The 24913-nt window shown below is 43.0% G+C and carries 20 protein-coding genes; 11 read left to right on the top strand and 9 right to left on the bottom strand.

Annotated features, from left to right (window positions below; all coding sequences use genetic code 11):
* A partial coding sequence (locus AC1DDX_RS05415) for a thiopeptide-type bacteriocin biosynthesis protein (RefSeq protein WP_477621841.1) occupies positions 1-1349 on the top strand: 1349 nt, incomplete at its 5' end.
* A 12-nt stretch (positions 1350-1361) separates the two neighbouring features.
* Here the strand turns inward: AC1DDX_RS05415 and AC1DDX_RS05410 are convergent.
* Complete coding sequence (locus tag AC1DDX_RS05410) at positions 1362-2087, bottom strand: LytR/AlgR family response regulator transcription factor (protein ID WP_477611776.1); 726 nt, start codon at positions 2085-2087, stop codon at positions 1362-1364.
* On the bottom strand, positions 2084-3154 hold the full coding sequence (locus AC1DDX_RS05405; RefSeq protein WP_477611775.1) for a sensor histidine kinase: 1071 nt from the start codon (positions 3152-3154) through the stop codon (positions 2084-2086). Before AC1DDX_RS05405 ends, AC1DDX_RS05410 begins: the two co-directional genes overlap by 4 nt.
* Before the next feature lie 106 nt (positions 3155-3260).
* On the opposite strand from AC1DDX_RS05405, the gene AC1DDX_RS05400 reads away from it, so the two are divergent.
* The 7 genes from AC1DDX_RS05400 (at position 3261) to AC1DDX_RS05370 (ending at position 7516) form a co-directional block, all read left to right on the top strand.
* Positions 3261-3434 (top strand): hypothetical protein, encoded by a 174-nt coding sequence (locus AC1DDX_RS05400; RefSeq protein ID WP_477611774.1) that lies wholly within the window; start codon positions 3261-3263, stop codon positions 3432-3434.
* 59 nt (positions 3435-3493) lie between these two features.
* Entirely contained in the window at positions 3494-4063 is a 570-nt protein-coding gene (locus AC1DDX_RS05395) for a GNAT family N-acetyltransferase (RefSeq protein WP_477611773.1), read from the top strand.
* A 45-nt stretch (positions 4064-4108) separates the two neighbouring features.
* A complete protein-coding gene (locus AC1DDX_RS05390) occupies positions 4109-4891 on the top strand; it encodes a helix-turn-helix domain-containing protein (RefSeq protein ID WP_477621840.1) in 783 nt (260 codons plus the stop codon).
* Entirely contained in the window at positions 4888-5481 is a 594-nt protein-coding gene (locus AC1DDX_RS05385) for a cyclic nucleotide-binding domain-containing protein (protein WP_477611771.1), read from the top strand. The genes AC1DDX_RS05390 and AC1DDX_RS05385 overlap by 4 nt, the downstream gene beginning before the upstream one ends.
* Before the next feature lie 147 nt (positions 5482-5628).
* Positions 5629-6087, top strand: a complete 459-nt coding sequence (locus AC1DDX_RS05380; RefSeq protein WP_477621839.1) for a MauE/DoxX family redox-associated membrane protein — start codon at positions 5629-5631, stop codon at positions 6085-6087.
* 90 nt (positions 6088-6177) lie between these two features.
* Positions 6178-6411 (top strand): hypothetical protein, encoded by a 234-nt coding sequence (locus AC1DDX_RS05375; RefSeq protein WP_477621838.1) that lies wholly within the window; start codon positions 6178-6180, stop codon positions 6409-6411.
* A gap of 55 nt (positions 6412-6466) precedes the next feature.
* Positions 6467-7516, top strand: a complete 1050-nt coding sequence (locus AC1DDX_RS05370) for a hypothetical protein (protein WP_477611768.1) — start codon at positions 6467-6469, stop codon at positions 7514-7516.
* An 11-nt stretch (positions 7517-7527) separates the two neighbouring features.
* Here the strand turns inward: AC1DDX_RS05370 and AC1DDX_RS05365 are convergent, their stop codons facing one another.
* From AC1DDX_RS05365 to AC1DDX_RS05355, 3 genes are read right to left on the bottom strand one after another with little or no spacing between them, the layout of a single operon-like run.
* Positions 7528-9045, bottom strand: a complete 1518-nt coding sequence (locus AC1DDX_RS05365; protein ID WP_477611767.1) for a TlpA family protein disulfide reductase — start codon at positions 9043-9045, stop codon at positions 7528-7530.
* Between the two features lie 57 nt (positions 9046-9102).
* The gene (locus AC1DDX_RS05360) at positions 9103-10476 is read right to left on the bottom strand and encodes a RagB/SusD family nutrient uptake outer membrane protein (protein ID WP_477621837.1); all 1374 of its coding nucleotides are present in this window, start codon (positions 10474-10476) and stop codon (positions 9103-9105) included.
* Positions 10477-10486: 10 nt separating this feature from the next.
* The gene (locus AC1DDX_RS05355; RefSeq protein ID WP_477621836.1) at positions 10487-13498 is read right to left on the bottom strand and encodes a SusC/RagA family TonB-linked outer membrane protein; all 3012 of its coding nucleotides are present in this window, start codon (positions 13496-13498) and stop codon (positions 10487-10489) included.
* Between the two features lie 631 nt (positions 13499-14129).
* On the opposite strand from AC1DDX_RS05355, the gene AC1DDX_RS05350 reads away from it, so the two are divergent.
* The gene (locus tag AC1DDX_RS05350) at positions 14130-14381 is read left to right on the top strand and encodes a helix-turn-helix domain-containing protein (RefSeq protein ID WP_477611764.1); all 252 of its coding nucleotides are present in this window, start codon (positions 14130-14132) and stop codon (positions 14379-14381) included.
* Positions 14382-15589: 1208 nt separating this feature from the next.
* On the opposite strand, the gene AC1DDX_RS05345 is transcribed toward AC1DDX_RS05350, so the two are convergent.
* The 3 genes from AC1DDX_RS05345 to AC1DDX_RS05335 form a co-directional block, all read right to left on the bottom strand.
* Positions 15590-16729 (bottom strand): serine hydrolase domain-containing protein, encoded by a 1140-nt coding sequence (locus tag AC1DDX_RS05345; RefSeq protein ID WP_477611763.1) that lies wholly within the window; start codon positions 16727-16729, stop codon positions 15590-15592.
* Between the two features lie 204 nt (positions 16730-16933).
* On the bottom strand, positions 16934-17446 hold the full coding sequence (locus AC1DDX_RS05340; protein ID WP_477611762.1) for a GNAT family N-acetyltransferase: 513 nt from the start codon (positions 17444-17446) through the stop codon (positions 16934-16936).
* Between the two features lie 88 nt (positions 17447-17534).
* A complete protein-coding gene (locus AC1DDX_RS05335; RefSeq protein WP_477611761.1) occupies positions 17535-17708 on the bottom strand; it encodes a hypothetical protein in 174 nt (57 codons plus the stop codon).
* A gap of 475 nt (positions 17709-18183) precedes the next feature.
* Here AC1DDX_RS05335 and AC1DDX_RS05330 point away from each other — a divergent pair, with 475 nt between their 5' ends.
* Entirely contained in the window at positions 18184-21309 is a 3126-nt protein-coding gene (locus tag AC1DDX_RS05330; RefSeq protein WP_477611760.1) for a SusC/RagA family TonB-linked outer membrane protein, read from the top strand.
* 18 nt (positions 21310-21327) lie between these two features.
* Positions 21328-22896, top strand: a complete 1569-nt coding sequence (locus tag AC1DDX_RS05325; RefSeq protein WP_477621835.1) for a RagB/SusD family nutrient uptake outer membrane protein — start codon at positions 21328-21330, stop codon at positions 22894-22896.
* 95 nt (positions 22897-22991) lie between these two features.
* On the opposite strand, the gene AC1DDX_RS05320 is transcribed toward AC1DDX_RS05325, so the two are convergent.
* The coding region (locus AC1DDX_RS05320) for a hybrid sensor histidine kinase/response regulator transcription factor (RefSeq protein WP_477621834.1) at positions 22992-24913 on the bottom strand (1922 nt) is incomplete at its 5' end.

The following is a 24913-nucleotide window of genomic DNA, read 5'->3' as shown; positions in this document are numbered from 1 at the left end:
TTAGTAACCTGCCTTTGTTAAGGTTTCTTGGAGACTTACAATACCAGCACCTGAAGTGTGACTTTTCATTTGACCCTGAATTTTATTTGCCTGGTCTAAAGTATTATCCCAGGATAATGTATAAAAATATCATTTTATCTGCGGCAAAATGGATATGGGATAAACATGTGATAAGCAATTTTCTGGATTCGGCGCATGGTGTGGCTAACTTTTATAAGATGGCTTCTTCCACCCACCTGGTCAGATGGTTTGCCTTATCAAACTATGACCGTCAGTTGGTGTTTGACCTTAATTGTGAAGAATCGATCAGGTACTTTTTACAGATCATAAAAAATCAATCACGGATTATCCTCAAGGAATTTTTTATGCCAGGGGATAGTTGCAAGATTTACGACGTTAAGGGCAATGTTTATCTCGGTCAGTATGTGGCCTTCCTGATCAACAAGGAACCATGCTATCAGGAGCAGATTTTCAGACATGCAGATGTAGTGAGAAATGTTAAATCCCTATTCTTGCCGGGTGAGGAGTGGTTATACTTTAAGATATACGCACATCCAGAGACGGTAAACTGGTTTTTGGCTGACGATTCTTTGTATAAGATTTTGCAGCGACTTCGAAAGAGCAATGCGATTTATTGCTGGTTTTTTGTCCGTTATGCTGATCCCAGTTACCACCTTCGGCTTAGGATGAATGTGCATGTCCATCAAGCCGTCCAGATTATAGCTGAGATCAAACGCCTGGTCAAACCGCATCTAAAAAATGGCTTGGTTACTGATTTCACAATTGCAACTTATCAGCCTGAACTTAAACGCTACGGTTTAGCGGGAATAGAAAATGTCGAGAAGATATTTGAGCTGAGCAGTGAGGCTGTTGTCAATTTTTATAAAACTCAGAAGACACTTGACGAACAAATCTGTTTTGCGATCAGCTCCGTTGTTGAGATTTTATCAGTGATGTTTTCCACTTTGAATGAAAAGGTTCAGTTTGCGAAGAATGGAAATCAGATAGGGACAAAATCAGCGTCCAAACGGGTACAGCTGGATAAGTATTATCGCCACCGGAAACCTCAATTGGAGTTTGCGGCAGGCGAACCTGTAAGTTATTATGGCAATCTTATTGCCCAAAAAATTCAAGAATTGGGTGAAAAGTGTAAAGCAGTAAAAGACATCCGGCAGTTCGCTTCAAAAGACCGTTACGACCAGTTGGTGTCAGATTTGATTCATATGCATTTAAATAGGTTGAACACGACGGGTTCGTCTGAGTTTGAAACGAACATGTATTATTTCCTGACCAAATATTACCGATCGCTAATGGGTAGAGGGAAACAAGGTCTTGTAAATACTGTTTAGGCTTAATAAATTCTAGTTGCCACCTATGGTGTTGGATTTTAGATAAGTATAAAAGCTGGTTTTATATGCCGGACCCAGTCCAATTTTTTGACCATTACTCATGGTCAGACTGTTACCATCAACCGTTTCCAGGAAAATGGTGTTGATGATAAAAGACCGGCTTACCCTAATCAAATGGGTGCCTCTTAGTTTTGTTTCGGCTTCTTTTAAGGAAAGATAGATCACCTTCGGCGAGTCACTTCCGGTGGTATGGATTTTCACATAGTTCAGCATGGCTTCAATAAAAGTAATTTGATCAATCATGATTCTGATAAATTTTCCTTTTACACTCGCCTTGAAAAAAGCTGGCTTATCAGATACTGAAATTTCCTCCTTAACGATCCGTTTACACACTTTTTGCACGGTGCTTAAAAACTTCTCAAAAGAAAAAGGCTTGAGCAGATAACCTGAGGCATGAACGCCAAAGGCTTCCAGAGCATATTGTTCATGTGCTGAAGTGAATATAACCCGAACATCGCTATTTGCAAGGTCTGCTAAGGCTAGTCCTGAAAGTTCGGGCATATCGATGTCGAGGAAGGCAATATCAGGAGGCTGGTTGCCTGAAAGAATAGCCAGAGCATCCAGTGGATTTTCATAGGCTTTGTAAAGAACAAGGTTTGGTGTTTTTTCGATATAGGAGTCCAATGTAGCTAGTGCATGCGTTTCGTCATCTACTATTATTGTTTTATACTGCCTCATGATAATTGAATGGTAAGGGTGAGCTGATAGGATAATTCTGAATTTAAGATGTGAAGTTCGTATTTATTCGGATAAGCCCTGGAGAGTCTCTTTTCGGTGTTTTTAAGGCCAATTCCATATCCTATGGGCGAAACGAATTTCCGCTTATTGTTTAAGATTTGTATGGTCAGTAGTGTCCCTTCGATGTTACAGTGAAATTGTGCAGGGCTTGTCTCGACTTTTAACTCAGCATATTTTAGTACATTTTCTGCTAGGGTAACCAGTACCAAAGGAATGATTTCGAGCTCGCCAGGAGCTCCGGTAACCCTAAAATCTATATGTAAGCGTCCGGCAGACTTTAAAGCACTGATCTCAAAAATATCACCGATGTGCTGAATCTCCTCTTTCAGTTTTACCTTTCCTCCTGAGGGAGTGCTTAAACTGTAACGCATGATATCGGAAAGGCGAAGAATGGTGTCTCCGGCATCTTTATTGGTATGAAGGACGGTGCTGTGGAGATAACTTAAGGTGTTGAACAGGAAATGGGAATTGATCTGTGACTTCAAAAAAGCATTCTCTATGGTGACAAATTCCCGTTTTGCGATTTCCTGATCGGCCAAATCCTTTAGTCTGGCTTGTTCAAGTAAGGCAACCTGTCGCTGCTTTTTGCTGGAGGCCATGAAGAACCAGTACGTAAAGCTTAATCCATTTACGGTTATAAATCTCCAAAAAGTATCGCGCAGAAAATTGTTGAAACCTACATAAGGATTGGTGGTGCGTACCTCAAAAAAGATATAAGCTTGTGCAAGCAGATATTTCAGCAGCAGAAAGGTGGAGAACTCCAGGGCTAAGAGTATCATTCCTAAACCCAGACGCTGAGGAGCTGTCGCAAAAGAACTGGCGTATTCAAGCAGATAGTGAGCAGTGAAATAAAAGAGACATAGGTTAACCAGTAAATGCCAGGAGACATCCCAGAAATAGATTCCTTCGCCGGTGTAGGCATAAAGCATTCCAATCTCGTAAAAAAAATAGGCAGCAACAAAAGCAATATGCCTGCCGATTACCTTCAGACGTACTGTTAATTTCATAATAGAGTGATATCTACAATTTATGGTTTTTATATAAAAAAGTGGCATAGTGGTATAATAAAATTCGCTGGACTGGCCCTTTGTCCTAAATTTTCAAAAAAAAACTATGGAAACTCAACACAAAAAAAAGCTGGTTATTGAACCAGAAGTGGTCTTTGAAATCAAAAATACGCATCAGAACGATCCTCCTGATGATCCGACAACCAGTCTGGCTACGACGACTTTTACACATATATTGACCTTCGGCGGGCATACCCATCAAAAGGATTCTCGTGAATAAGAAGTACAAACAACCAAATTGGTATAATATGTATCTTGGGTGTTTTATTGAATTAAGATATGGTAATCAGCAATGAGGATCGAATTCGGGTAACTGAAATTTTAGCAAAGGCTTTTGAAGACAATAAAAGTGTAAACTATATTGTCAAGCAAGATAGAAAACGTTTGTCAAGGATAAAGTTATTGATGGAGTACGCTTACTTTATGTGCAATGCATATGGTAGGGTTATTTTGTCCGAAGATAAAAATGCATGTGCACTGGTCCTGTTTCCCGATAAGAAGAAAACCTCCTTAAAAGGGATTTACTGGGACGTAAAACTCGTTTTTAAAGTAATGGGTCTCTCTAATTTGCCCAAAGTACTTAGGCGGGAGGGTTTAATTAAGAAACAGCATCCCCAATTGCCATTTTATTACCTCTGGTTTATCGGCGTGGATCCTTCGGTGACCGGGCATGGTTTAGGCAGTGCATTATTGCAGGAATTAATTAAAGAAGCCGGCATGATGGACCTGCCTTTTTACCTGGAGACTTCTACCGTTGAAAATATCCCCTGGTACCAGAAATCCGGGTTTCATATCTATCATACAATGGATATTGGTTACACTTTGTTCTTTTTAAAACACATTACATAGCCCTCATCAAATAAGTCATTCCGATCATCGCCTAATCATCTCCCTATGTTAGGCCTAACGTTGCAAAACACCATTGCCTATGGTTCCGGTTTTTTGATGGCAGCCTATTTCCCATACTATTTTTATAAAAGCTTTCACCTGGAACACCTGCGTTTCCAGGCACTGTACGGGACAACGGTTTTTTTGCTGGGCCCTTATCTGGTATTTTTTGTGCTGATTTACCCTCTCACCGAAGACCTGAGCTTTGCCCTCAATTATGGCCTGGTCATTCCTTTTGTTTATTCTTTTTACCTGTTGTGGGCGATTTTAGATGCCATCAGAAAGGCGTTCAAAATCAAAGCAGCTTCGAAGAATCCACCAGGGAAGATGGAAGTGCTAGGTGTGTACTTCGCGGTTGCGCCGTGGGTCTGCCTGTCGGTGTTTGCCTATCTTAGCGTCAATCAATGGACCGAAGCATTGGTGACCAACGCTGGGTTTATTTTCGTTATGATATTATCTCTGAAGCGATCCATTGACAGGGATCGCTCGGAATATAAAAAGCAACTCGCCAATGAAATGGGACAAGTCTATAGTTTCCGAAAAAAATGTGCTGACTACCGGCTTAGTGTCCGTGAGCAAGAGATTGCGAGGTTGCTGTGCCAGGGACTTACTTACGAGGAAACGGGACGGATACTTTTTATTTCCCGGAAAACCGTGGATGCCCATATCCGCAAGATCTTTTTAAAGACCAATTCCAGAAACAAGATCGAACTGCTGCAGCTATTAGGGCTGACAACAGGCTGGCAGGAAGAGGTTGGGTTTGAGCACCATCTAAGGTACAATCCATGAAGCCTGTTTCAGACGAAGCATTTGAACTGTTAATCGATACAATGGAAAAGATGCAGCCACTAAGCACAAGGTTTAAGCGACTAATCAAACCCATATTGTTTGAAACAGAATACAAAAGGGGAAGCAGAATACTCAACTTCAACGAAGTCCAGCAATTGATCTGGTTTACGATAGGTGGCATTGCTCGCGAGATCAGAGTGAATGCAATTAGTTACAGCGAAAGTACAGCCTGGTTCTGGAGGGAGCGAAGCTTCTTGTATACTAGTCCTGGCTTTTTTAGCCAGGAGCCCTCTCATAGTACAATCGAGGTTATAAAGGATTGCAGGGCGGTGCTTATGAGCTACCAGAACTTGTCGGATTTAAAGACAGCGTTTAAAGAAACTGAAACGATAACCGAAAAGATCAGGGCGGATAATGAAATGATGCGATTAATACATGGCGACAACATCAGGAACCTTAACACCAGGGAAAGGTACCTGGAAGAACGGGAAATGCTGAATGAAATATTTCCGCACGCAAAGCTGCAATATATTGCTGAATATATGGGTATGTCCGTGGACAGGTTAGGGAAATTACGAAAGGAGAATTAGCTTATTTACAAAGAAATGGTAACCCGGCGCGAAAGAAATCCTTTTTTTAACTGCTTTTTATCCATTAAATAACTGCTTTTTTAGACGCTAAAACCGGGTGATTTTAGGATGTGAATAGTCAATTTAGGACTAATCAAATCATCCCTTATGAAATCCACCGCTCGAAGTCATCCATCCCAGGGGCTAGCCAGAATCCGGCAAATGCTAACCGATATCATCTGCTATAGCTTTATCCTATTATTTGTTTATGCTGCTGCAGCCAAACTGCTGGATCATCAGAAATTTGAGCTGCAGATTGCAAAGTCGCCCATACYGACGGACTTCGCCGGCATACTCGTCTGGCTGGTCCCGGCAGTTGAAATTGTCATTGCCATTCTGCTCATGTTTCCGAAAACCACGTCCCTGGGATTGTTTGCTGCGCTTGGATTGATGACGCTGTTTACCGCTTACATCATCGCGATCCTGAACTTTAGTGAAAGTATTCCCTGTAGCTGCGGCGGGGTGCTGGAGCACATGAGCTGGCAGCAGCATCTTGTCTTTAATCTGGTTTTTGTTATCCTTTCCATCGTCGGTATTCTATTACATTCTAAATCTCAAAATAAATAGGGCTTGCCCTTAAAACATATTCTATGCGCATGAATCAGGAGGAACCGAAAACCTGTAACAGAGTAGGTGCTTAATATTAAAATTAAAAACATGAAAAAATTATTTTTTGCCGCTTTATTAGCAACAGTTGCTATAGGCGGAGCATTAAGTACTAATGCAAACACTTATTATGGCCCAAATCCGAACAACACCCCTTACAATTGTAATGGAGCAGTAACGCTTTGTAGCACCGCTATTCCTCRGCAATTCGTTTGGACACAACCTGGAGAATCAGGGACCAAAATCAGGGTTTCTCAGCTTCCTGCAACAGAAAAGTTTAATTAGTAATACCAAACCCAGGCTCAGGCGATTGCCTGGGCCTGGGTTTTAATTTTAAACCATGAAAAAGATCGGTATTATCCTGTTTGTCATGTCTTTTTGTATCGTAATGTTGATCCTATTCTTTCAGCGAAGCCATCAAAATACACCAAACGCGTTCAACAGAAAATTCATTGTGCAAAAATTTAGGATAGCCGGAGTATTCCAGTTCCCTGGCGCTGGCTTCGGCTTTTCCTGGAAGCCGGACAGTCTGATCTATCTGAAAGATTACAACAATCCGGTAATGCAGTATGTCATAGATCCGGTAGAAGGATCTGTCAGAAAAATTAAGTTAGCTGTGCCAGGTAGCTTCAACATGCAGGGCGGCAATGTAAATTTTGACCGATGGAATACGACCGTTCATATGACCAATGGGATTGGTGAAATCGCTGCGATGTCCTCTTCCCGAAACCAGTTTTGGATGTTGTCTGGGCAGCGTTTTGATGAGCCCAGGTCGCTTTCAGCAGGTACGCTAGTGGTACGATCATTTGTGAAAAATAAATCGGAAAGCCATCTTGAATTGCTAAAGATCTCGCTCGCCCAGCAGGCATCGCCCGGGCAGCATTATCGATTACCCCCACAAGTGGATGGCATTTTTTGTGCTGATGGCTGGCTCCATTATGATGCAAGAGCCGCCAGCCTGTACTACATGTATTTTTACCGGGGTACTTTTTTGTGCCTGGATACGAACCTGAATTTACGTTATAAAGCGAAGACCGTTGATACGGTGCAGTGGGCAAAGATCAGGGTTAATATGTATAACCAGCGGCTCAAAAACGGTACGGGCATATTGCGAAAATCTCCGGCTGGTTTACCAACTACAGTCAATAAATATTTTACCGTCAGCGGAAACTGTGTTTACATCCAGTCCGGACTAAGGGCTGATAATGAAAGTGCTGCCAGCCGCCGGAAAGAGGAATCAATTGATGTTTATGAAGGAAACAGTGGCAGGTATCTTCATAGTTTCTACCTGCCAAAGTATAAAGGGCTAAATATGCGTCAGTTTGAGGTAGCTAGCCAAAACCTAATTGCCATTTATGATCAGTTTTTGGTGATATATCGTTTGGAATGATCTTCCAAAATCTATTTTTCTGCAAGGGCATCATTGATAAGCCGAAGCAACTCTTTTGAAGTAAAATAACCGGTTAGTTTAGCAACGATTCGATGTTGTTTATCTATGAGCAACACGAAGGGGGCGGCATTAACCTCATAATATTTTGACAGGGGATGGTCAAGCAAGCCAGTGCCCAATCCGGTGAACACATTCAGATAGGCTTTTGAGGTGTAGGTTCCACTGTTCAGGCTTTCCATCCATCTTTTTCTGTCCTTGTCTGTGTTGACACTTAAAAATTTGAATTCCTGCTGGTCTTTTAAAGAAGGCCAGACTTGGGATTCAAACAGATGATGAAACTGTGCGCAGCCACTACAGCCGGTCCCCCACAGGTCAATGATAAATACTTTGCCTTTCAGTGCCGAGGTATTAAAGATATTGCCGCGGAGATCGGTAAAGTCCGTATCATAGAATGGTCTTCCTTTGGCCAGTTTGGTTTTTTTGGCCATGATTTCCTTTCCCAGCTTAGAAGTTAGCAATGGAGTGGCATCCATGACCAGGGAATCATAAGTTATGGGATCGTAACGGGCAATGTATTGCAATGATTTTCCATCCATAAGGAACTGGCTCAGCAGCCTTTCCCTGATTTCAGGTTGACTCGTATGGTATTTCAGCATCTCATAAAATGTCCGAAGGTCAGCATCTTTTCCGGAGCCCTTCAGCAAAGCTTTGGTTTTATAGTGCCTTAGCAGCCCGCTGAAATGCTCCGGGCTTAAAAGGCTAATCGTATCCTGCTCTTGTTCAGTATCAAAAAAGGTTTGTTTAAAAGCTGCCTTAAGGAGCTGCTGCGCCTCTGGTTGCTTTTTTTGATAAGCTAAGCGATAACCGTCATTGATGTAGTCGCCCCATTCTGTATGGTACCTGGCAAACTGGTCAGCAATCAATTTCCGCATTGAAGGGCTGAGCTGCGCAGTGGAACTGTCGATAAGTTGTTGTTTTTTCTGCAGGTTTGTTTTAATCAATCTGGCCAGCTGATCCAGCTTTTGCCGGACCTCTGTTGATGTATCCGATGCTTTGAGTTCAGTGTACAGGCTGGTAAAATTATCTTTTACTTTTTGCAATGCCGTAATGAGGTTGTATTTGGCAGCACCTTTTCCGCTGAATAATAAAATATCGTCTCCTGTGGTTTCTGTGATGGCAATATGGATGTCGTCCCCTGGTTCCGCATACCAGGCCAGGGAAAACCATCCCAGGGTCTCCACGCTCCCGGACCGGGGGACTTTGATCACAAAAAATAGGGGCTTACCTAATGCCGGGATTGTGAAACTAAAGGTTCCGTCATGGTTGACTTTGGCTTTGTAATCAACCGAGGAATCCCAAAAATTCGCATTGGGATAGGTCCAGACCAATACGCTGTCAGGTTGCTTTTTTTTGCTGTATTTAAATGTACCTGAAAAGGTAGCCTCTTGCGGAATGTACTGCGCGTTTGACTTTACAGTGAACAGTAATAATAGGCCGGTGATCAGGCTCATGTAAGATATGGTTTTCATAATAAGAATTTTATTAAGCAGCGCATTTTGAGGCGCTGCTTAAGTGTACACATAGGTTTAATACCYCTGGTTTTGAGTGATCTGATGATTTCTGCTGATTTCCTCCACTGGAATCGGGTAGAGGATGTCGGTTGCCTTCCAGCCGGATTTTAAAGGGGAGAGGATGGCAGTGCTCAGTCCGCTCCGTTTCAGGTCAAACCATCGGTGACCCCATTCTGCAAAAAGTTCTGTCTGCCGTTCATGCTGAATGGCGTTTAACAACTGGATCTGGCTAATATCCGGATGGGTGTCTTTTATTGCAAGAAGCCCGGCCCTGCGTCTGATCTGATCCAGATCGCCCGCGCTTTCGGTTAGTTTGTTTTGCATCGCCCTGGCTTCGGCCCGGATCAGGTATTGCTCTGCCAGACGGAAGACTACTGAATACTCTGTAATGGTCGTAGAGGATTTGACTTTGTATTTATATGGGTAGTCATAACTTCCGGTTTGATCTGTGTAATTTCCGATCCAGGCAGTTTTTCGTTTGTCATTTGGCTCAAAGGCTGTACTGGCAAAGTTTTTTCTTAAGGATACGTAATCGGGAGTAGCTTGAAGGATAAACAAATTGCCGTCCTGGCTGTTGGTGTTTGCGGACGGAAAAATGGACCAGATGATTTCCTTGCTGTTTTTTATAAAGATTTCATCCAGGCCGACCAGGTCGTAGATGCCGGTTTTACCGATGACCAGTGAAGCATATTTCTCCGCATTCTGCCAGTCTTTAGTATACAGGTAAGTTCTGGCCAGCAGGGCCTGAGCTGCCGCACGGTTCGGCCGGACGCGTTCCCCGCTTACATAGTCGTCGGTCAGTAGACTTTCAGCTGTTTCCAGGTCAGTAATAATCTGCTGATAGACCGCTGCCTCTGCTGCGCGGGGATGATTTCGGCTTTCACGGTAGTCGGAGCTTAGCTGTAGTGGTACCGGGCCAAAAAGATTGACGAGGTAGAAATAACAGAAGGCCCTTATGAAATGTGCTTCTCCTTCCAGTTGTGAACGGACTGGGGGACTAATGCCTTTTGAAGCACTCAGCCCTTCCAGGATCGCGTTGACGGTATAGATATGGGTATAGGGTAACGCATAAAGAGAACTGATACTCGTGGGTTGAGGATGGAGCGCGTTTTCATAGAATTCCACCAGACTAAAATTGTAGTTTTCAAATTCATCTGCTGAGAGGCCGCATAGGGAGGTGATACTGGTATTTCCACCCGAGGCATATCCTGAATTTGCCATGCCGCTGTAAATTCCTGTAACAGCAGAGGTTGCGGTTTCGTCATTTTTAAATATTTGTGCTGAGGAAAGGCTGTTCTTTGGCGCATCTATCTCCAGGAACTTTTTACAGGAAGTTTGCAGGTAAATGATGGCACCAGCGATGAGGTAAATTAGTTTAATATTTTTCATGACCTTAGTATTAAAAAGTTAGATTTAAACCAACAGAAAATACGCGCAGGGGTGGCAGACTGTACATGCTCAGCGTTTCCGGRTCCAATCCTTTGTATTTACTGAAGGTGAGTACATTCTGCCCTTGTATATTCAGCGCTGCCTGTTTGACCCTGATCGCCGAAAGGAGTTTCGCTGGTAAAGTATAGGAAACAGAGATATTTTTTAGCCGGATATAGGAAGCATCCTGAATGGCCATGCCCCCTTCGTTCTTTGCATCGCTGAAAATGTAGTTGGTATTGTTTGTGGTGCTGAACTTTTGGACTCCAGACTGATCACCGGGCTGTTGCCATCTGTTCAGGACGGCGGTGAGCTGATTGCCGTACGGGGTTTCCGGCGTCCATATGCCGGGTGTAAAGGTGGTCGTGCTCATGTAATTGTTGCCGTTTTGCTTCACAAAAGAAAAAAGGAAATCTAAACTGAGCTGTTTATACCGCAAGGTGTTCTGGATTCCCCCGAAAAAATACTGGCCGGTAAATTTATGGCGATAGCGGTCGGCATCGTCTAACGTTCCGTTACCATCATAATCCTCGATGTCGTATAATCCTGTTTGTGGATTAACCCCATTTACCTGATAAATCTTGCGGATAGATAAGGGTTGCCCGATAATGTAATTGTAGGCATCATTTGAGCTTTCCAGCCCCGGATAGGCAATGAGCCTGCTTTTGGGGATAGTCATGTTAATAGCAGCCGACCAGGTTAAGTTGGTTTTGTTGACCAGTTTAAAATTTGTTCCGATCTCCAGTCCTGAATTTTCAACGGTAGCCGGGCGGTTGGCGGTGATGGTGGAGCTTCCTGTACTCAAAGGCAGAGGATCTCCGATCAGCTGGTTTGAGGAGCGGTTTCTGTACCAGGAAACTTCCAGGTTGATCTTGTCATGCCAGAATCCGAGTTGGATGGCGGCTTCCAGTTTGCGGTTGGTCTCCCAGGCAAAGTCCGGGTTGCCCACGCGGCCGGTGTTGGGCCTGACGGTAGCGTTTCCCTGGTAGCTATTTCCGGAATACCATAGCTGCAGGTAGCCATAGTCGGAAATCTGGTCATTTCCGGTGATCCCATAGCTTGCTCTCAGCTTGCCGAAGCTCAAAAACCGGAAGTTTTCTTTAAACAGTTTTTCTTCGGAAAATATCCAGGCGGCGCCGATGGCCCCGAAATTGGCAAACTGCCGGTCCTGTCCGAACCTGCTTGATCCGTCGCGCCGTCCGGTCAGGTTGATAAAGTATTTCCCTGCCAGGCTATAATTCAAACGGGCAAAGATTGCGGTATAGCGGTATTGGGAATAGGTGACCTGGTAGGGCAGGATGTTGGCTGCAGACAGGATGTTTTCCATGAGCTCGTCGCTGCTGAAGCCGGAGGCCTCCAGTGCCTTCATTTCGTTCTTATTTTCCTGGAAGGTTAAACCTGCTAATGCTTCCAGGCGTCCGGCGCCGAGTTTTGTACTGTAATTCAGCTGCGGTTCTGCCTGCCAGGTGTTGTTGCTGGCATTGGCAAAATAGCTGGTCCTATTAGCCGAGGTTGCATTGTTGACAGGTGCAAAAGAAGCAAGCGGGATTTTGTTTAATTCTTCTCTGTTCTGCGTGGTGTAGCCAAATGAACCCTTCAGTTCTAGATTCCGCCACAGTTTATAACTCAGGCTTAGGTTTGCGACCAGGTTATCTGTTGCCGCTTTGTTTGTGCGCTGCATTAAGGCCATGGGGTTGATGTATACGGTATTGTTTGCCCAGTTCAGATTGCCGGAGGCATCATACACATCTGGAGCGTTGGGTGCAAGGGCCATGAATTGTGTGAAATCATTTCTGGGCAGCAGGCTGTTGGTACGAGAATAGTTTGCAGTGAAGCTGGCCTGGAAAGGACTTTCTGGTGACCCGATATCCAGACTGGAATGCATGCCGCCACGGTTAAAGCCAAATGATCCGGGGTATACCGTTCCTTCGCGGTAGTAATTTCCACCCAGCAGGTAGCTGATCTTTCCGGAGCTGCCGCTGAGGTTGAGCGCGGCATTGGTCATGGGCGCGGCGGCGCCAATCATTTCTTTTTGCCAGTCGGTATATTTGTCTGCTGCCCAGGTGCCGTTCACATCAAAATCTCTGGAAGTGGGGGTTAAGCCGTCGTTCTTAAAGGCTTCCCGGCGCATTTCTAGGTATTGCTCGGTGTTCAGCATTTTGGCTCTTCGGTCTACTGCCGCGGCACCCYGTGAGAAAACGGCATTTAGCTGGCTGTTTCCGCTTTTGTTCTTTTTTGTTTTGATGAGTATGACTCCGTTGGCGCCCCTTGAGCCGTAGATTGCTGTGGCATCGGCGTCTTTTAAAACTTCAATACTTTCAATGTCATTAGGGTTTATTAAGCTTAGTGGGTTTGCTCCGTTAGCGCCAAGGATATTACCCCCGTAGTTGAAAGAAATGTTGGTTGAGGGATAGGATACACCATCTATAATGTATAAAGGATCATTGCCACTGGCGATGCTGTTGCGTCCCCTGATCTGAACAGAGAAGCCTCCTCCTGGTAATCCTGTTTGTTGTGTGATGGTAACACCGGGAATGCGTCCCTGTAAGGCCTGTAAGGGATTATTGATGGGTTGCTTTTCTATGGTTTCTGCGCCGATTCGAGAAATGGAGCCTGTCCGTTCGCGCTCTTTCACGGTGTAGTAGCCTGCATTGATTTCGACTTCCTGCAGCTGGCTCCGGAGTTCCCGCATGAAGATTTTGAATTTGTCTTCTCTGCCCATGATATAGTCCATGGACTGGGTTTCATATCCGGTGTAGGAGAAGGTCACGGTTCCATTTTTTGTCTTGCTGACGAGGGAAAATTTGCCGTTTTCGTCTGTTATGGTGCTGATGTCGGTGTCTATGATTTTAATGGTGACACCAGCTAATGGTTTTCGGTCTTGTGTATATATGGTTCCGGTAATGGTGTCCTGGTCCTGACTTTGTAGGCTAAGGATTAGGCATAACATGGCCAGGACGATAGTGAGTATCGTTTTTTTCATTATCAGTTTTTTAAGAAAATAGTTAGTCAAAAAGTATTAAGGTGCAAAGCAGGCAAAGCCATGCCTCCCTGCACAACCCGCCCACCTTGCAAAAAATTAATGACATACTATTGCGGTGCCCTGATAATGAGTTTAAAGATGTTGCTGGAAATTACTTGGTTAGCAGTTCTGGTTCTCATATTTATTCTACGTTAGTTGAACATGATATGAGCCTCTTGAGATGTTTTTGGGGATGAATGCTATCAGGCCCGGGACAGAAGTTCTCATTGAAATTGCCCGAGTTCCCGTGTAGGACGGGGATTAGCAAACGCTAATCTGAACGCAATCAATAAGCTRCCCCGGCCTAATAGCAAATGCTATTAAGTACCGGGTGCTCACTTATCCCTCGCGTTCTTGAAACTCCTACATAACTCGAACGAGGCTCTTGGGTGAACACCTCAATATCATTGGATATTTAGTGATCGCAATTTAACTTATTTCATGAATAATGTTTTAGTAAATAATCTACTTTTCATTTCCTTAATTCAAATATATGTATAAAAATATAGATTTTCTATATTTTTATAAAGAAAATCTAGCTAAATCGTGTTGGATTTATAAAAATGAAGAATGAGTTTTAATTTCACTGACAATGGTGAAATCTAAAAGTAAATCTGACTTGACAAAACTTGGTCTGTACTTGGCTAAAAAATTCGTTAATAGGGCAGAGTTATCGCGCAACACTGGTCTTAGTGAATCGAGATTAAGCGAGCTTAGTATTAATCCAACATCTAAAATCCGAGGGGATGAAATTTACCTAATAGCTTTGGCACTTAGGGTGGACGGAAATGAAATCTTAGATTTTCTGTACGGACATCTAAAACTGAAGGATACCATGCGTTAAATTAGTTTCATTGCGCACTAAATGTAATTTCCTATAATGTGCGAATGTCTATCCGGAGTTGTTTGTCAGGCATGTATAATGATAATCACACGTGTCGCCTTTCAACGGGAGTCATAAAAATAACTAGGTTGAAGCAGCATCATTACTATGAGTGGGGATTATTCCGTATACGGCCCCTCTTTCGCGGACACGCGCCTCATATTACGGTCCAAAATGGTTCTTCCCCAATTTTGGTGGTTAAGTCGGTTTGAGTACTAATCTCTTTCTAAGTAATTCGAAACTTGCCCTACTATACATTGCCTTCTATTGTGCCATTGCTCTAAGGCAAACTGATTGCAATATTTCGGAGTAGTATACATAAAAAGAACACCTAACATGGGTGCCTACTATTACATCCCTACCAATATTAGTGAATTCTAGATTTAATGTTTACAAAGTATATCTGCAGAGGAGAAGATCAATTCAGATTTTTAAATAAACGTAACAAATACGTAACGGAGCAAAATTTTTCGGTTCCATGAATAACTCGTAAATTGCTTCTGTAAGCCAGAAAGGCACATTTTGCCTGTTGTTAGGGCGGTTAGGCTAGAAGACTCATAATCTTTGACTCGTATGTTCTACACCGTTAGAGCTCATTTCGCAATTATCTTCATTTTTAATAGGTATCAGCTTATCACCGTCAACCATAGTTTGAGATATATCAGTAAAAAATTTTGGAAATCAAAGATAATGTTCAGCTATCCTTTGTTGACAGGAGCAAATGTTAGTTCGATAATTCAAGATATGAAATCATTTTTTTGATAATTGAATCAACTGGCCTGTTGATGCTTTAATTTGACTCCTTTTGGGTGACGAAGTATGATAGTCATGCCGAATTTAGGGTTGCTACACAGACTGGACATAGTTAACTAATTGCCAGAACAATTGAAGGTAGAATAATTTACATGTTGTCTAATAGGTTCGATTTCTGTACCTGTTGAACATAGTTCATCTCACAACACGACTAATATCATTTGCTTAATAATCGATTTGCAGATCTTTGATGCAATGTAATCGTAGTTAAATCAATAAGGTCACAAATGTCCGAACTACTTTCTTTGTAAAGAAAGTAGCAAAAGAAACGTAATTGTCAACTCGTATCAGGATTACAATTTTTAAGTTTTTACCAACCTCAAAAACTGTAAACATTTTTCAGTATCGGACAGAGGTCAATGGAACAAATTTGCAATGATGTTATTTTTCAATGCGGATACTTTATCCTCACCGGTTCCATCGTTCACTAAAATCACGATGCCGGTTTGTTTGTCCGGATAAAGATAACATAAGGCGGTGAAGCCAACTCCGTCACGGCCGGTATGCATAATGTATGGCAGTCCGTTGTCTTCTTTGTCCATCATCCAGTTAAGGCCCATTTTCATGCCACCTGGTGTGGTGAATGTGGGTTGATGGCTTAACTTAATGACCGGATTGTTTTCGTTGAGGTTAGCTTTGATGTATTTCAACATATCATTGGGCGTGGAAACCATGGATGGGGCAGCTCTGAAACCTTCATCCACGGATAAAGGTGAAGCATTACCCTTTTCATCATGCCCCATGAGCAGGCCTTTCGCTTCCGTTTTTGTTAGCGCAGGTCTGGTGTGGTCGATTCCATTCCGTTTAAGATAAGCAGTGACCAGCTCGGGATATGGCCGGTGATAAATACGCTGAAGTATGGCTATCAGTACCATAACCGCATTTCCATTGTATTGATACTTTGTTCCGGGTATGGTATCTAATTTAAAGTGGTGCATGTCTTTAAAAAGACTGTCGGCGGTATATTCTTTAAAAAAAACGGCGAGCTTTTCGGGTTTCAGTTTAGAGATGCTGTCAATAAATTTATCTGAATAGTCTTTTGACATAGCCGGCATTGCTGCTGTATGATTGGAGAGGTCAACTATGCGTACCGGATGTCCCTTATATTCCAGGTTGGGATAGCTGCCGGGCAAGTATTTGCGGATATCATCATTTAGTTTTAATTTTCCCTCAGTCACTGCATTGGCCAGCATCCATCCTGCAAATGTCTTGGCAATTGAACCCATGCCGTAGTAGCTGTTGCCCGTTGGCAGACTGCCGTCGCCTTTGTGGTAGTTATATTGATAGGGACGTCCCTGGGAATATATGCCGATGGATAGGTCAAACGTAGCGGGTGCCTGCAGGTAAACTGATGCCGCTTGCTGTACCAGGCTGTCCAAATAGGTTTTGAGTGGATTATCCGTTTTAAAGGCAGTTGTCTGGCAAAGTGCAACTTGGCCAATCAGCATGCTGCATACAACTGATATTTCTAATTTAATGTTTGCAAGAATATTCATTTTACTAGTCAATTTCTTTATGGTTCAGAAAAGACGAACTTACCTTATAAAAGGTTGCAAGTAGCCAAAATTTTTACGAAAACAAAAGCACCCCATTTTTATAACAGGTGCTCACAGGCGGGCTTATCTTTGATGCCTGACTGTATATTTCAAAGATATGAGTGGGAAACAACCATTTTTGCCGAAATGCCCAGATCGGGAACCCTATAAGACAAGCAGATAATATAGTACGTCCTCGGTAGTGCCATCAAGCCAGTTGCATGGTTCCCTGTGAGTGTATCGAAAACCAAAACGCTGATTTGCGGCTTTGGAAATTAGGTTGCTTTCCCGATGACTTACGCTCAGATATTTTAACTTTCGGTTCAATGCCCAGGCCATTCTTATTTTATAAAAAAGAACGGAGAGCCCCTTTCCCCGGTGTTCTTTGCGGACATAAGATTGGCCCATGTAACCTTGCTCTTCGTTTAGCAGCAAAATGCTTGTCATGCCCACAAGTTCGTCATTTGCAAAAAGGCCAAAAACCGCTCTTGGATCTTTTATCCGCTCCAGCCATTGCGCATCGGTAAGTTCTACTTCTGCAGGAGTGGTACACCTGAACATGGCTGGCTCAGTTTGGATGGCTTCTAAGCGCATGGATTTATAAAGATTGGCTTCGCCTTCTAGAAGCTGACGGATACTGTAAATACCTTTTTCAAACTGTGATTCTGGAATTATCATTTAGTATTAATATTGAATGTAAATTTATAAAATGTACCGATTATACAAAGCAAGCTAACTATCAGCTTTATCATCCAAGGTTCCAAATTCAAATAGAACAGTAAGCAAGCCCTGTTTTACCTTCAAAATCAATAAGCTTAATTCCCTTTTCTTCTTCCCCGCCAACGCAAAACCCTGTAACAGGCAAACTGGCAGTAATTACGCTTGCAGAAAACAACAGAAATTTCCGCCCAATCCAGCAAATTTCCGGTATGAATGTCATAAGTGAGCATACTAGGTTTTTCTCCGCTGTGCTGGCCTTCAAGCCTAGTGGTTTGAAGAATCCGTTCGGTATGTCTGTCGTATTGCCGAATCAGTCAACGATAGCTTCTCCCATTGTCAACATAAACATTTAATACTCCCTTAGGATGATCACCCGCCGTAGATATAGTAAGCCCAGGCGTCGGACTGGTCTTTCACTTCATTAAATATCCAGCGGACGCTGATCAGCCACAAGCGTAGTATCCGATTTGTTATGATAAATAGGTAAAAAGAAATGATAAATAGGACAAATAAAACAACGTGATAAGTAGTTGATTTGCTAAGTACAAAATATGTAGTCATCAATAAACCAATGGTAATATGTTGCTGGCGTTTCCTGCGTCTTTTTATTGTTGATGCTGTTTTCGAGGGTTCGCTTGTGTTTAGTGAGTGCTTAAAACCAATATTATATATACTTAAAACCAAATCAATTAATTATGAGACTAAAAATTACTAATCAAAAAAATCTCCTCAAAAAGATCAGGTATTATGTAATACCCATTATGGTAACCTTTATTTGCGGGCAGGCGTTTGCGCAATCCGTAAATGTTAAAGGCAAGGTGATCTCGGGTGATAATAACCAACCTTTACCGGGAGCTACCATTACTGAAAAGGGAAAACAAAATAGCATTGCAACATCATCTGCCGGTTTGTTCTCCATCAATGTCAATGCCGGTGCTATATTAGTTTTTAACATGGTTGGGTACGTGCCGCAGGAAGTTGTTGTCGACAGTCAAAGCGAGGTTAATATTACCCTGCAACCAGATAATAAGGCATTGAACGAAGTAGTGGTAATTGGCTACGGCACTGCCCGCCGGAAGGATCTTGTTGGCGCGGTCAATACCGTATCTGCCAAAGAAGCGGGTGCCAATACAGCCCTGAGTCCGGCGCAATTACTTGTAGGTAAAATGCCCGGTGTACAGGTCGTTAACTCGCAGATCATTATCCGGGGAACAGGTTCTTTTACCAGCGTTGATCCGCTGTATGTTATTGATGGCATACAAGGCGATGGTAACGTATTTACCACCCTAAGTCCGCAGGATATTGAAACGATCACTGTTTTAAAGGATGCATCTTCAACCGCCATCTACGGTGTGGCGGCAGCCAATGGTGTAGTAATTGTCACCACAAAAAAAGCAAAAGCAGGTGCAACACGAGTAAGCTTTAACATGCAGGCGGGTACCTCAAAAGCATGGCGACAACTGGATATTTTAAAGGCTGCGGATTACGTGGACTTGCTTAAAGATATTGCAGCTACAACCAATATTGCCGTGCCTGCTAAGCTGAATACCGCAGATGTACTTATTGACCGCGCCGATTATCAAAAAGAAGTATTCAAATCTGCGTATTCTACAGAGAGTGATCTGAATGTGAGCGGGGGAGGTGACAAGGTATTGTATAACTTGTCTATGAGCTATATTACACAGGATGCGATCATTAAAAAATCCCGTACTGACCGTTTATTTACCCGTTTTTCGCTGGATGAAACACTAGGACGTTTCCATTTTGGCCAAACCTTAAATTTAAGATATAACCGTGGAGCGGGACAGGCCGCCAGCCTTATTGGCGGTATTACTTATGCACCTTATAAACCCATACTTGACCCGGGCGTGCTCGGCGGCTACTCTATAGTAACCAATGTTGATGACAACAGCAATGTGGGCAATCCCCTACAGGATTTAGGGGTTAAGTACGGAAAGAGCAATAGTTTGACCTTATACCCTCAGGTTTTTGGCGAGGTAAAACTACTCAGCGGTCTATCATTCAGGTCGCAGCTTTCGGCAACCTACAATACCAGTAATTCCGATTCCTACCAGTATCCGTATGTCGCCTCCAACAACCTGGCCTATGGGAGACAAGTTGGCCGCTCATTCGGTAGTTCATTTACCTATACTTTCGAAAATTATTTCTCCTATAACAAGACCTTTGACAGGCATAACTTTTCGGCCACATTAGGTACAAGTTATATTGATGCCGGTTACAACAAGGCGCTTACCGTTTTAGGTACAGGCTTAACAAACGATAACATTAAGGATATCAGCGTTGCACCTACCGTGACCACTACGGGCAATGGTTCGGGCTATGGTACCCAATTTGGTCGTGCGCAATCATGGTATGGCCGTTTAATTTATACGTTTAATGACCGGTATATTCTTTCTGGCAGTATCCGTCGCGATGGTTCATCGAACTTTGGTGTCAATAACCGTTATGGTAACTTTCCGGGCGTAGGTTTTGCCTGGAGATTTACGGAAGAAAGCTTTGTTAAGTCGGCCTTACCCTTCCTTTCCGATAGCAGGCTGCGTGCCGGTTGGGGACGTACAGGTAACAATAAATTTAACCTGGGTGTGACCGATGTATTTACCTATAGCGGTTATCCTAATGGTAACCTGGTTTACTCTTTAGGTACAAACGAAGCCTTTGTTGGCGGTGTTACCGTAGCAACCATCTCCAATCCATATCTGAGATGGGAGCAGACCGATCAAACCGATATTGGTCTTGATCTGGGGTTTCTGAATAACCAGCTAACCTTAAACGCAGGCTATTACAAACGTAAAAGCCGTGGTTTAATTGTTAACGTTCCGGTACCAACCAGTGTGGGTATTGGTGGTATAAATGGCATCCAAAGCGTAGTAACATCAAACGCTGCCGATGCCGAAAATAAAGGATTTGAGTTGCAGATTACTTACAAAAGCAAAAACAAAGATGATTTTAACTATTCCATCAGCGCAAATGGTGCGTATAACCAAAACAAAACACTTTCGTTAGGTAATCTATCGCAATCGCCAATTATCAGTGGTGTTTTTAATAATTTAAATGGACTTACCTTAACGCGGCAGGGCTCGCCAATTGGTGCGTTTTACGGTTACCGCGTTGATCATGTGGCAAGCACACAGGCCGAGATCGATGCGCTTAACACGATCGCGAAGCAAAAATCAGGTAATGCAGCAGCTGTATACCAAGCAGGCATAAAACCGGGCGACTTTTTGTTTAAAGATTTAGATGGTAATGGTATTGTAAATGTGGCAGATCAACAGGTGCTCGGCAGCGCCATCCCTAAATTTATTTATGGATTTAACTTAAGCGGCAACTATAAAAATTTTGATCTTAACCTGGTTGTATCCGGGGTAACGGTTATTCAGCTGGGCAATGCACTTAAATTTTTTACCGAGAATGCCTCAACAGGGCATAATGCTACCACAGCTATATTAAACCGGTGGCGCAAACCCGGTGATGTGGCAGCCTTGCCAAGAGCTGGACAGAGTGTTACCTCATCAGGCAACTTACGTCCATCCGACTTTTTTATCGAGAACGGCGCTTACTTGCGTGTACGCAATTTTACGCTGGGTTATACTTTTTCTAAAAACACGTTGGGATCACTTACAGGCACGGTAATTAGCAAATTCAGAGTTTTTGCAGCAGCGCAAAACCTGTTCACCATCACCGACTACAAGGGTTATGATCCTGAAGTAAGTGGCAGTGACTTTATTTTTGGCCGTGGGATAGATAACGGACAAGTACCGCAACCAAGAACCTTTATAGCAGGAATACAAGTAGGATTTTAAAAATTAATGATTAAGGTGATGAAAAAATATATGAAATATGTGCTGAGTGCGGGCTTATTACTAACCGCAGGCAGCTGTAAAAAAAATCTGGACGTACAAAATAAAAATGCCTATACCTATGATACTTATTTTGCCAGCGATAACGTATTGAACCAGGCAACCATAGCCACCTATGCAACCTTATTGCACAACGGGATGTGGGCCAGGGAATGGTATTTTATTTTTGATCTTTTAGGTTACGAAGCAAAAAATGATCAACCCCTGACCGGCGATTTGCTAAACCTGGCGCAATATAACTTTGGCAATAACCAGCCAACTTTAGATGCCATGTGGGCATCGCTATATCGCATGGTTTTTCGTGCCAATGTGTTGATTGACAGAGCTAGTGTGTGGAACCCTGTTACAGCTACAGAAATAGMTCACCAGAAACAGTACATTGCCGAAGCCAAATTTTTGCGGGCTTACGCCTATTTTAACCTGGTAAGTTTATACGGCAGGGTACCCTTGCGCGTAAGCTATGAACAGACCACCAATAATCTGGAGCAGCCAAGAGCCACTGTCGCCGAAATCTGGACCTTTGTTGAAAAGGATTTGCAGGAAGCTCAGGCCGATTTACCGGTAGCCTTTGCGAATGCCGATTTAGGGCGCGCTACCAAAGGTGCTGCCACAGCACTTTTAGGCAAGGCATACCTTTATCAGAAGAAATATGCTTTGGCCGTTTCCGAACTAATCAAACTGACACAGGCACCGTATACCTATACCTTATCAACGAATTACAATGATTTGTTTAATACCACCAATCAAAATAATAAGGAAAATATTTTCCAGATCATGAACCAGGTATGGACCGACTGGGGTATTGGTAGCCAGTATTATGTATTCGGCGGCCAGGAAATTAACGGCAAGGCAACCCACTCAGATCGGGCACAGGAATATGGTTTTAATGATTGGAGCAATGTGTTTATCACCACAACTGCTGTTAAGGCCTTTACCTATCCTAACCCGCAAACTGGTGTCTCCTACACCGATCCACGAGCGGCCTACACTTTTTATGGCGATGCGGCAAGTGGGGGGCAAACGCAATATTGCCAGCAATGTGTCGGTGGACCAGTTGCTTATCCGTTTGCGGCTAAAGGCTATCACTATTTAAAATACCAGTACTATAATTTGATAGCAGTTTATGGCGGTCCGCAAAGTGGTATAAACGGCCAGGTAATTCGTTATGCCGATGTGCTGCTATTATTGGCCGAAGCTTACATTCAGCAAGGGAATACCGGTACTGAACCACTTGACTTGATTAACCAGGTAAGGGCCAGGGTAAGCGCACCAGCGTACATAGCACTGGGCAATCAGACTAATGCGTTCAATATCCTCATGCGCGAAAGGCAACTGGAACTTACCGGCGAACAATCGCGCTATTTCGATTTGATCCGCTGGGGTATTGCCAAACAAACCATAAACGCCCAGCGACAGATTGAAGATGGTACGCAACCTTTTCAGGATAAAAATGTGCTGCTGCCCATCCCTATCTCGGAGAAAAATGCAAACCCAAATGTTGCAAAGGATATCAGCAACGACTGGAACTAAAAACACTACCTATGATTGAAGAAGACCGCCCCGATAACAGGAGCGGCCTTCTTTACGCTAAAGTGTGTTTTTGTTGGCCTGGAATTCAGACCATGTTACACGTTGGTAGGTTTTATTTTCTGGATGAACTGGGTGGGGGGAATGCCAAATTCTTTTTTAAAGGCTCTGGTGAAGTAGGACTGTGTTTGTATACCCACACGGTACATCACATCAGTAATAAAAATATCTTCATGAATCATGATTTCTTTAGCTTTTTGCAGTCGTATGGTGCGGATAAATTCACCAATAGATTGGCCGGTAATACTTTTAATTTTGTTGTACAACTTGGTTTTGCTCATGCACATCTCTGCAGAGAGGAAATCGGCATCGAGGTAGGTGTCAGTCATGTTTGCGTTAATGTAGGATAAGAGTTTGTCTATGAATTCTTTATCTCGGGTAGAATGTGCCAGTTCTCTGACCTCAATCTGGTGATCTTTAGCATAATGGTTTTTTAGCTTTTGCCGCTGCTCAAAAATATTTTTAATGGTTAAACCTAGCAGCTTAAAGTTAATGGGTTTGGAAAAGTAGTAATCGGCGCCCGATCCGATTCCTTCAATTTTCGATTCGATATTATCCTTAGCTGTCAGCAATAAAAAAGGAATATGGCTGGTTTCCAGGTCTTCCTTAGTCAGCCGGCAAAAATCAATACCATTCATCCTCGGCATCATAATGTCGCTAATGATGAGATCTGGATGTTCCTCCTTAGCTTTAATAATCCCGTCTGCACCATCTGTAGCTACCGAAATTTGGTAATAGCTGCCTAAGCTATCTTTGATCAACTCAATTATTTCGGGGTTGTCATCAACTATTAAAATGTGCTTTTTAATGGCCCCGGTATTAATCTCCTCCATTAAATCGTCAACGGCCGTGCTGCTTGCATCGGTTGTATATTGCAGGACGGGTATCACGCTTTCCAGCCGAACAGTGCTTTCATCCAGGGTTTCGTTCCAAATTTCGGAATCGTCGTAGTCATCCTTTAAACAAGGTATTTTAATAATTACTTCGGTGCCTTTTTCTTTTTCGCTGGATACGCAAATTTCACCTTTGTGCAGGGTAACCAGGCTTTTCACAAAGGCCAGGCCAATGCCCGATCCAAGATGYGATTCCGAAACCCTGTAATAACGCTCAAAAAGATGCTTTAACGAGTCCTTATCAATGCCGATCCCCGTATCGGTAACTTTAATGGCCATGCTTTTTTTCGATTGATAATCGCTTTTAATCAGCAACTCGTTTTTATAGCTGTTGATGATCATGTTTTCCGGCTCGGTTATATCCACCATTATTTTTCCTCCTGCCGGGGTGTACTTAATAGCATTGTGAATCAGGTTTAAAACTATTTTTTCCATTATTTGACGGTCAAACCATGTATCGGTTATGGTTAAGTTTTTCCTGAAAGAGAGGCTTAATTGTTTCTCGTGCGCAAGCTCGACAAACTCGTCCGTAATTTCATCAATAAACAGGTCGATGTTGCCTTTAGCTACCTTTAAGGATAAAGCCGCTGATTCCACCTTTCTGAAATCCATTAGCTCATTGATCAAATTCATCAGCCGGTTAGCATTTTTATACAGCGATGAAAAATGTCGGCCGGTTGCTATGCTCACTTCCTCTTTCATCAGTTTTTCCAATCGGCCCATGATCAGCGTAAGCGGGGTACGTAAATCATGCGATATGTTGGTGAAAAACTGAAGCTGAATTTGGTGTAACTCCTCTTTTTTCTGCTTTTCGAGTTTATCCAGCTCAAGCTGCCGTTTAAAGTTTAGGGCATAATAAATGCCTGTTATAAAAATAATGCCCATTAGAATGCGAAACCACAGGGTTTGCCAATAGGGGGGTGTAATAATAATAGTAAGGGTGGTAACTTGATTGTTCCAGATTCCATCGTTGTTTGATCCCTTAACTTTAAATACGTAAGTGCCGGGATCTATGTTGGTATAAAAGGCCTTTCGATCATGCCCAATGTAATTCCACTGTTTATCAA

This window comes from Pedobacter sp. 10L46_2 (assembly GCF_056395165.1).
Note: the sequence above shows the minus strand (reverse complement) of the source record. Positions and strands in the feature narration are given on the sequence as shown.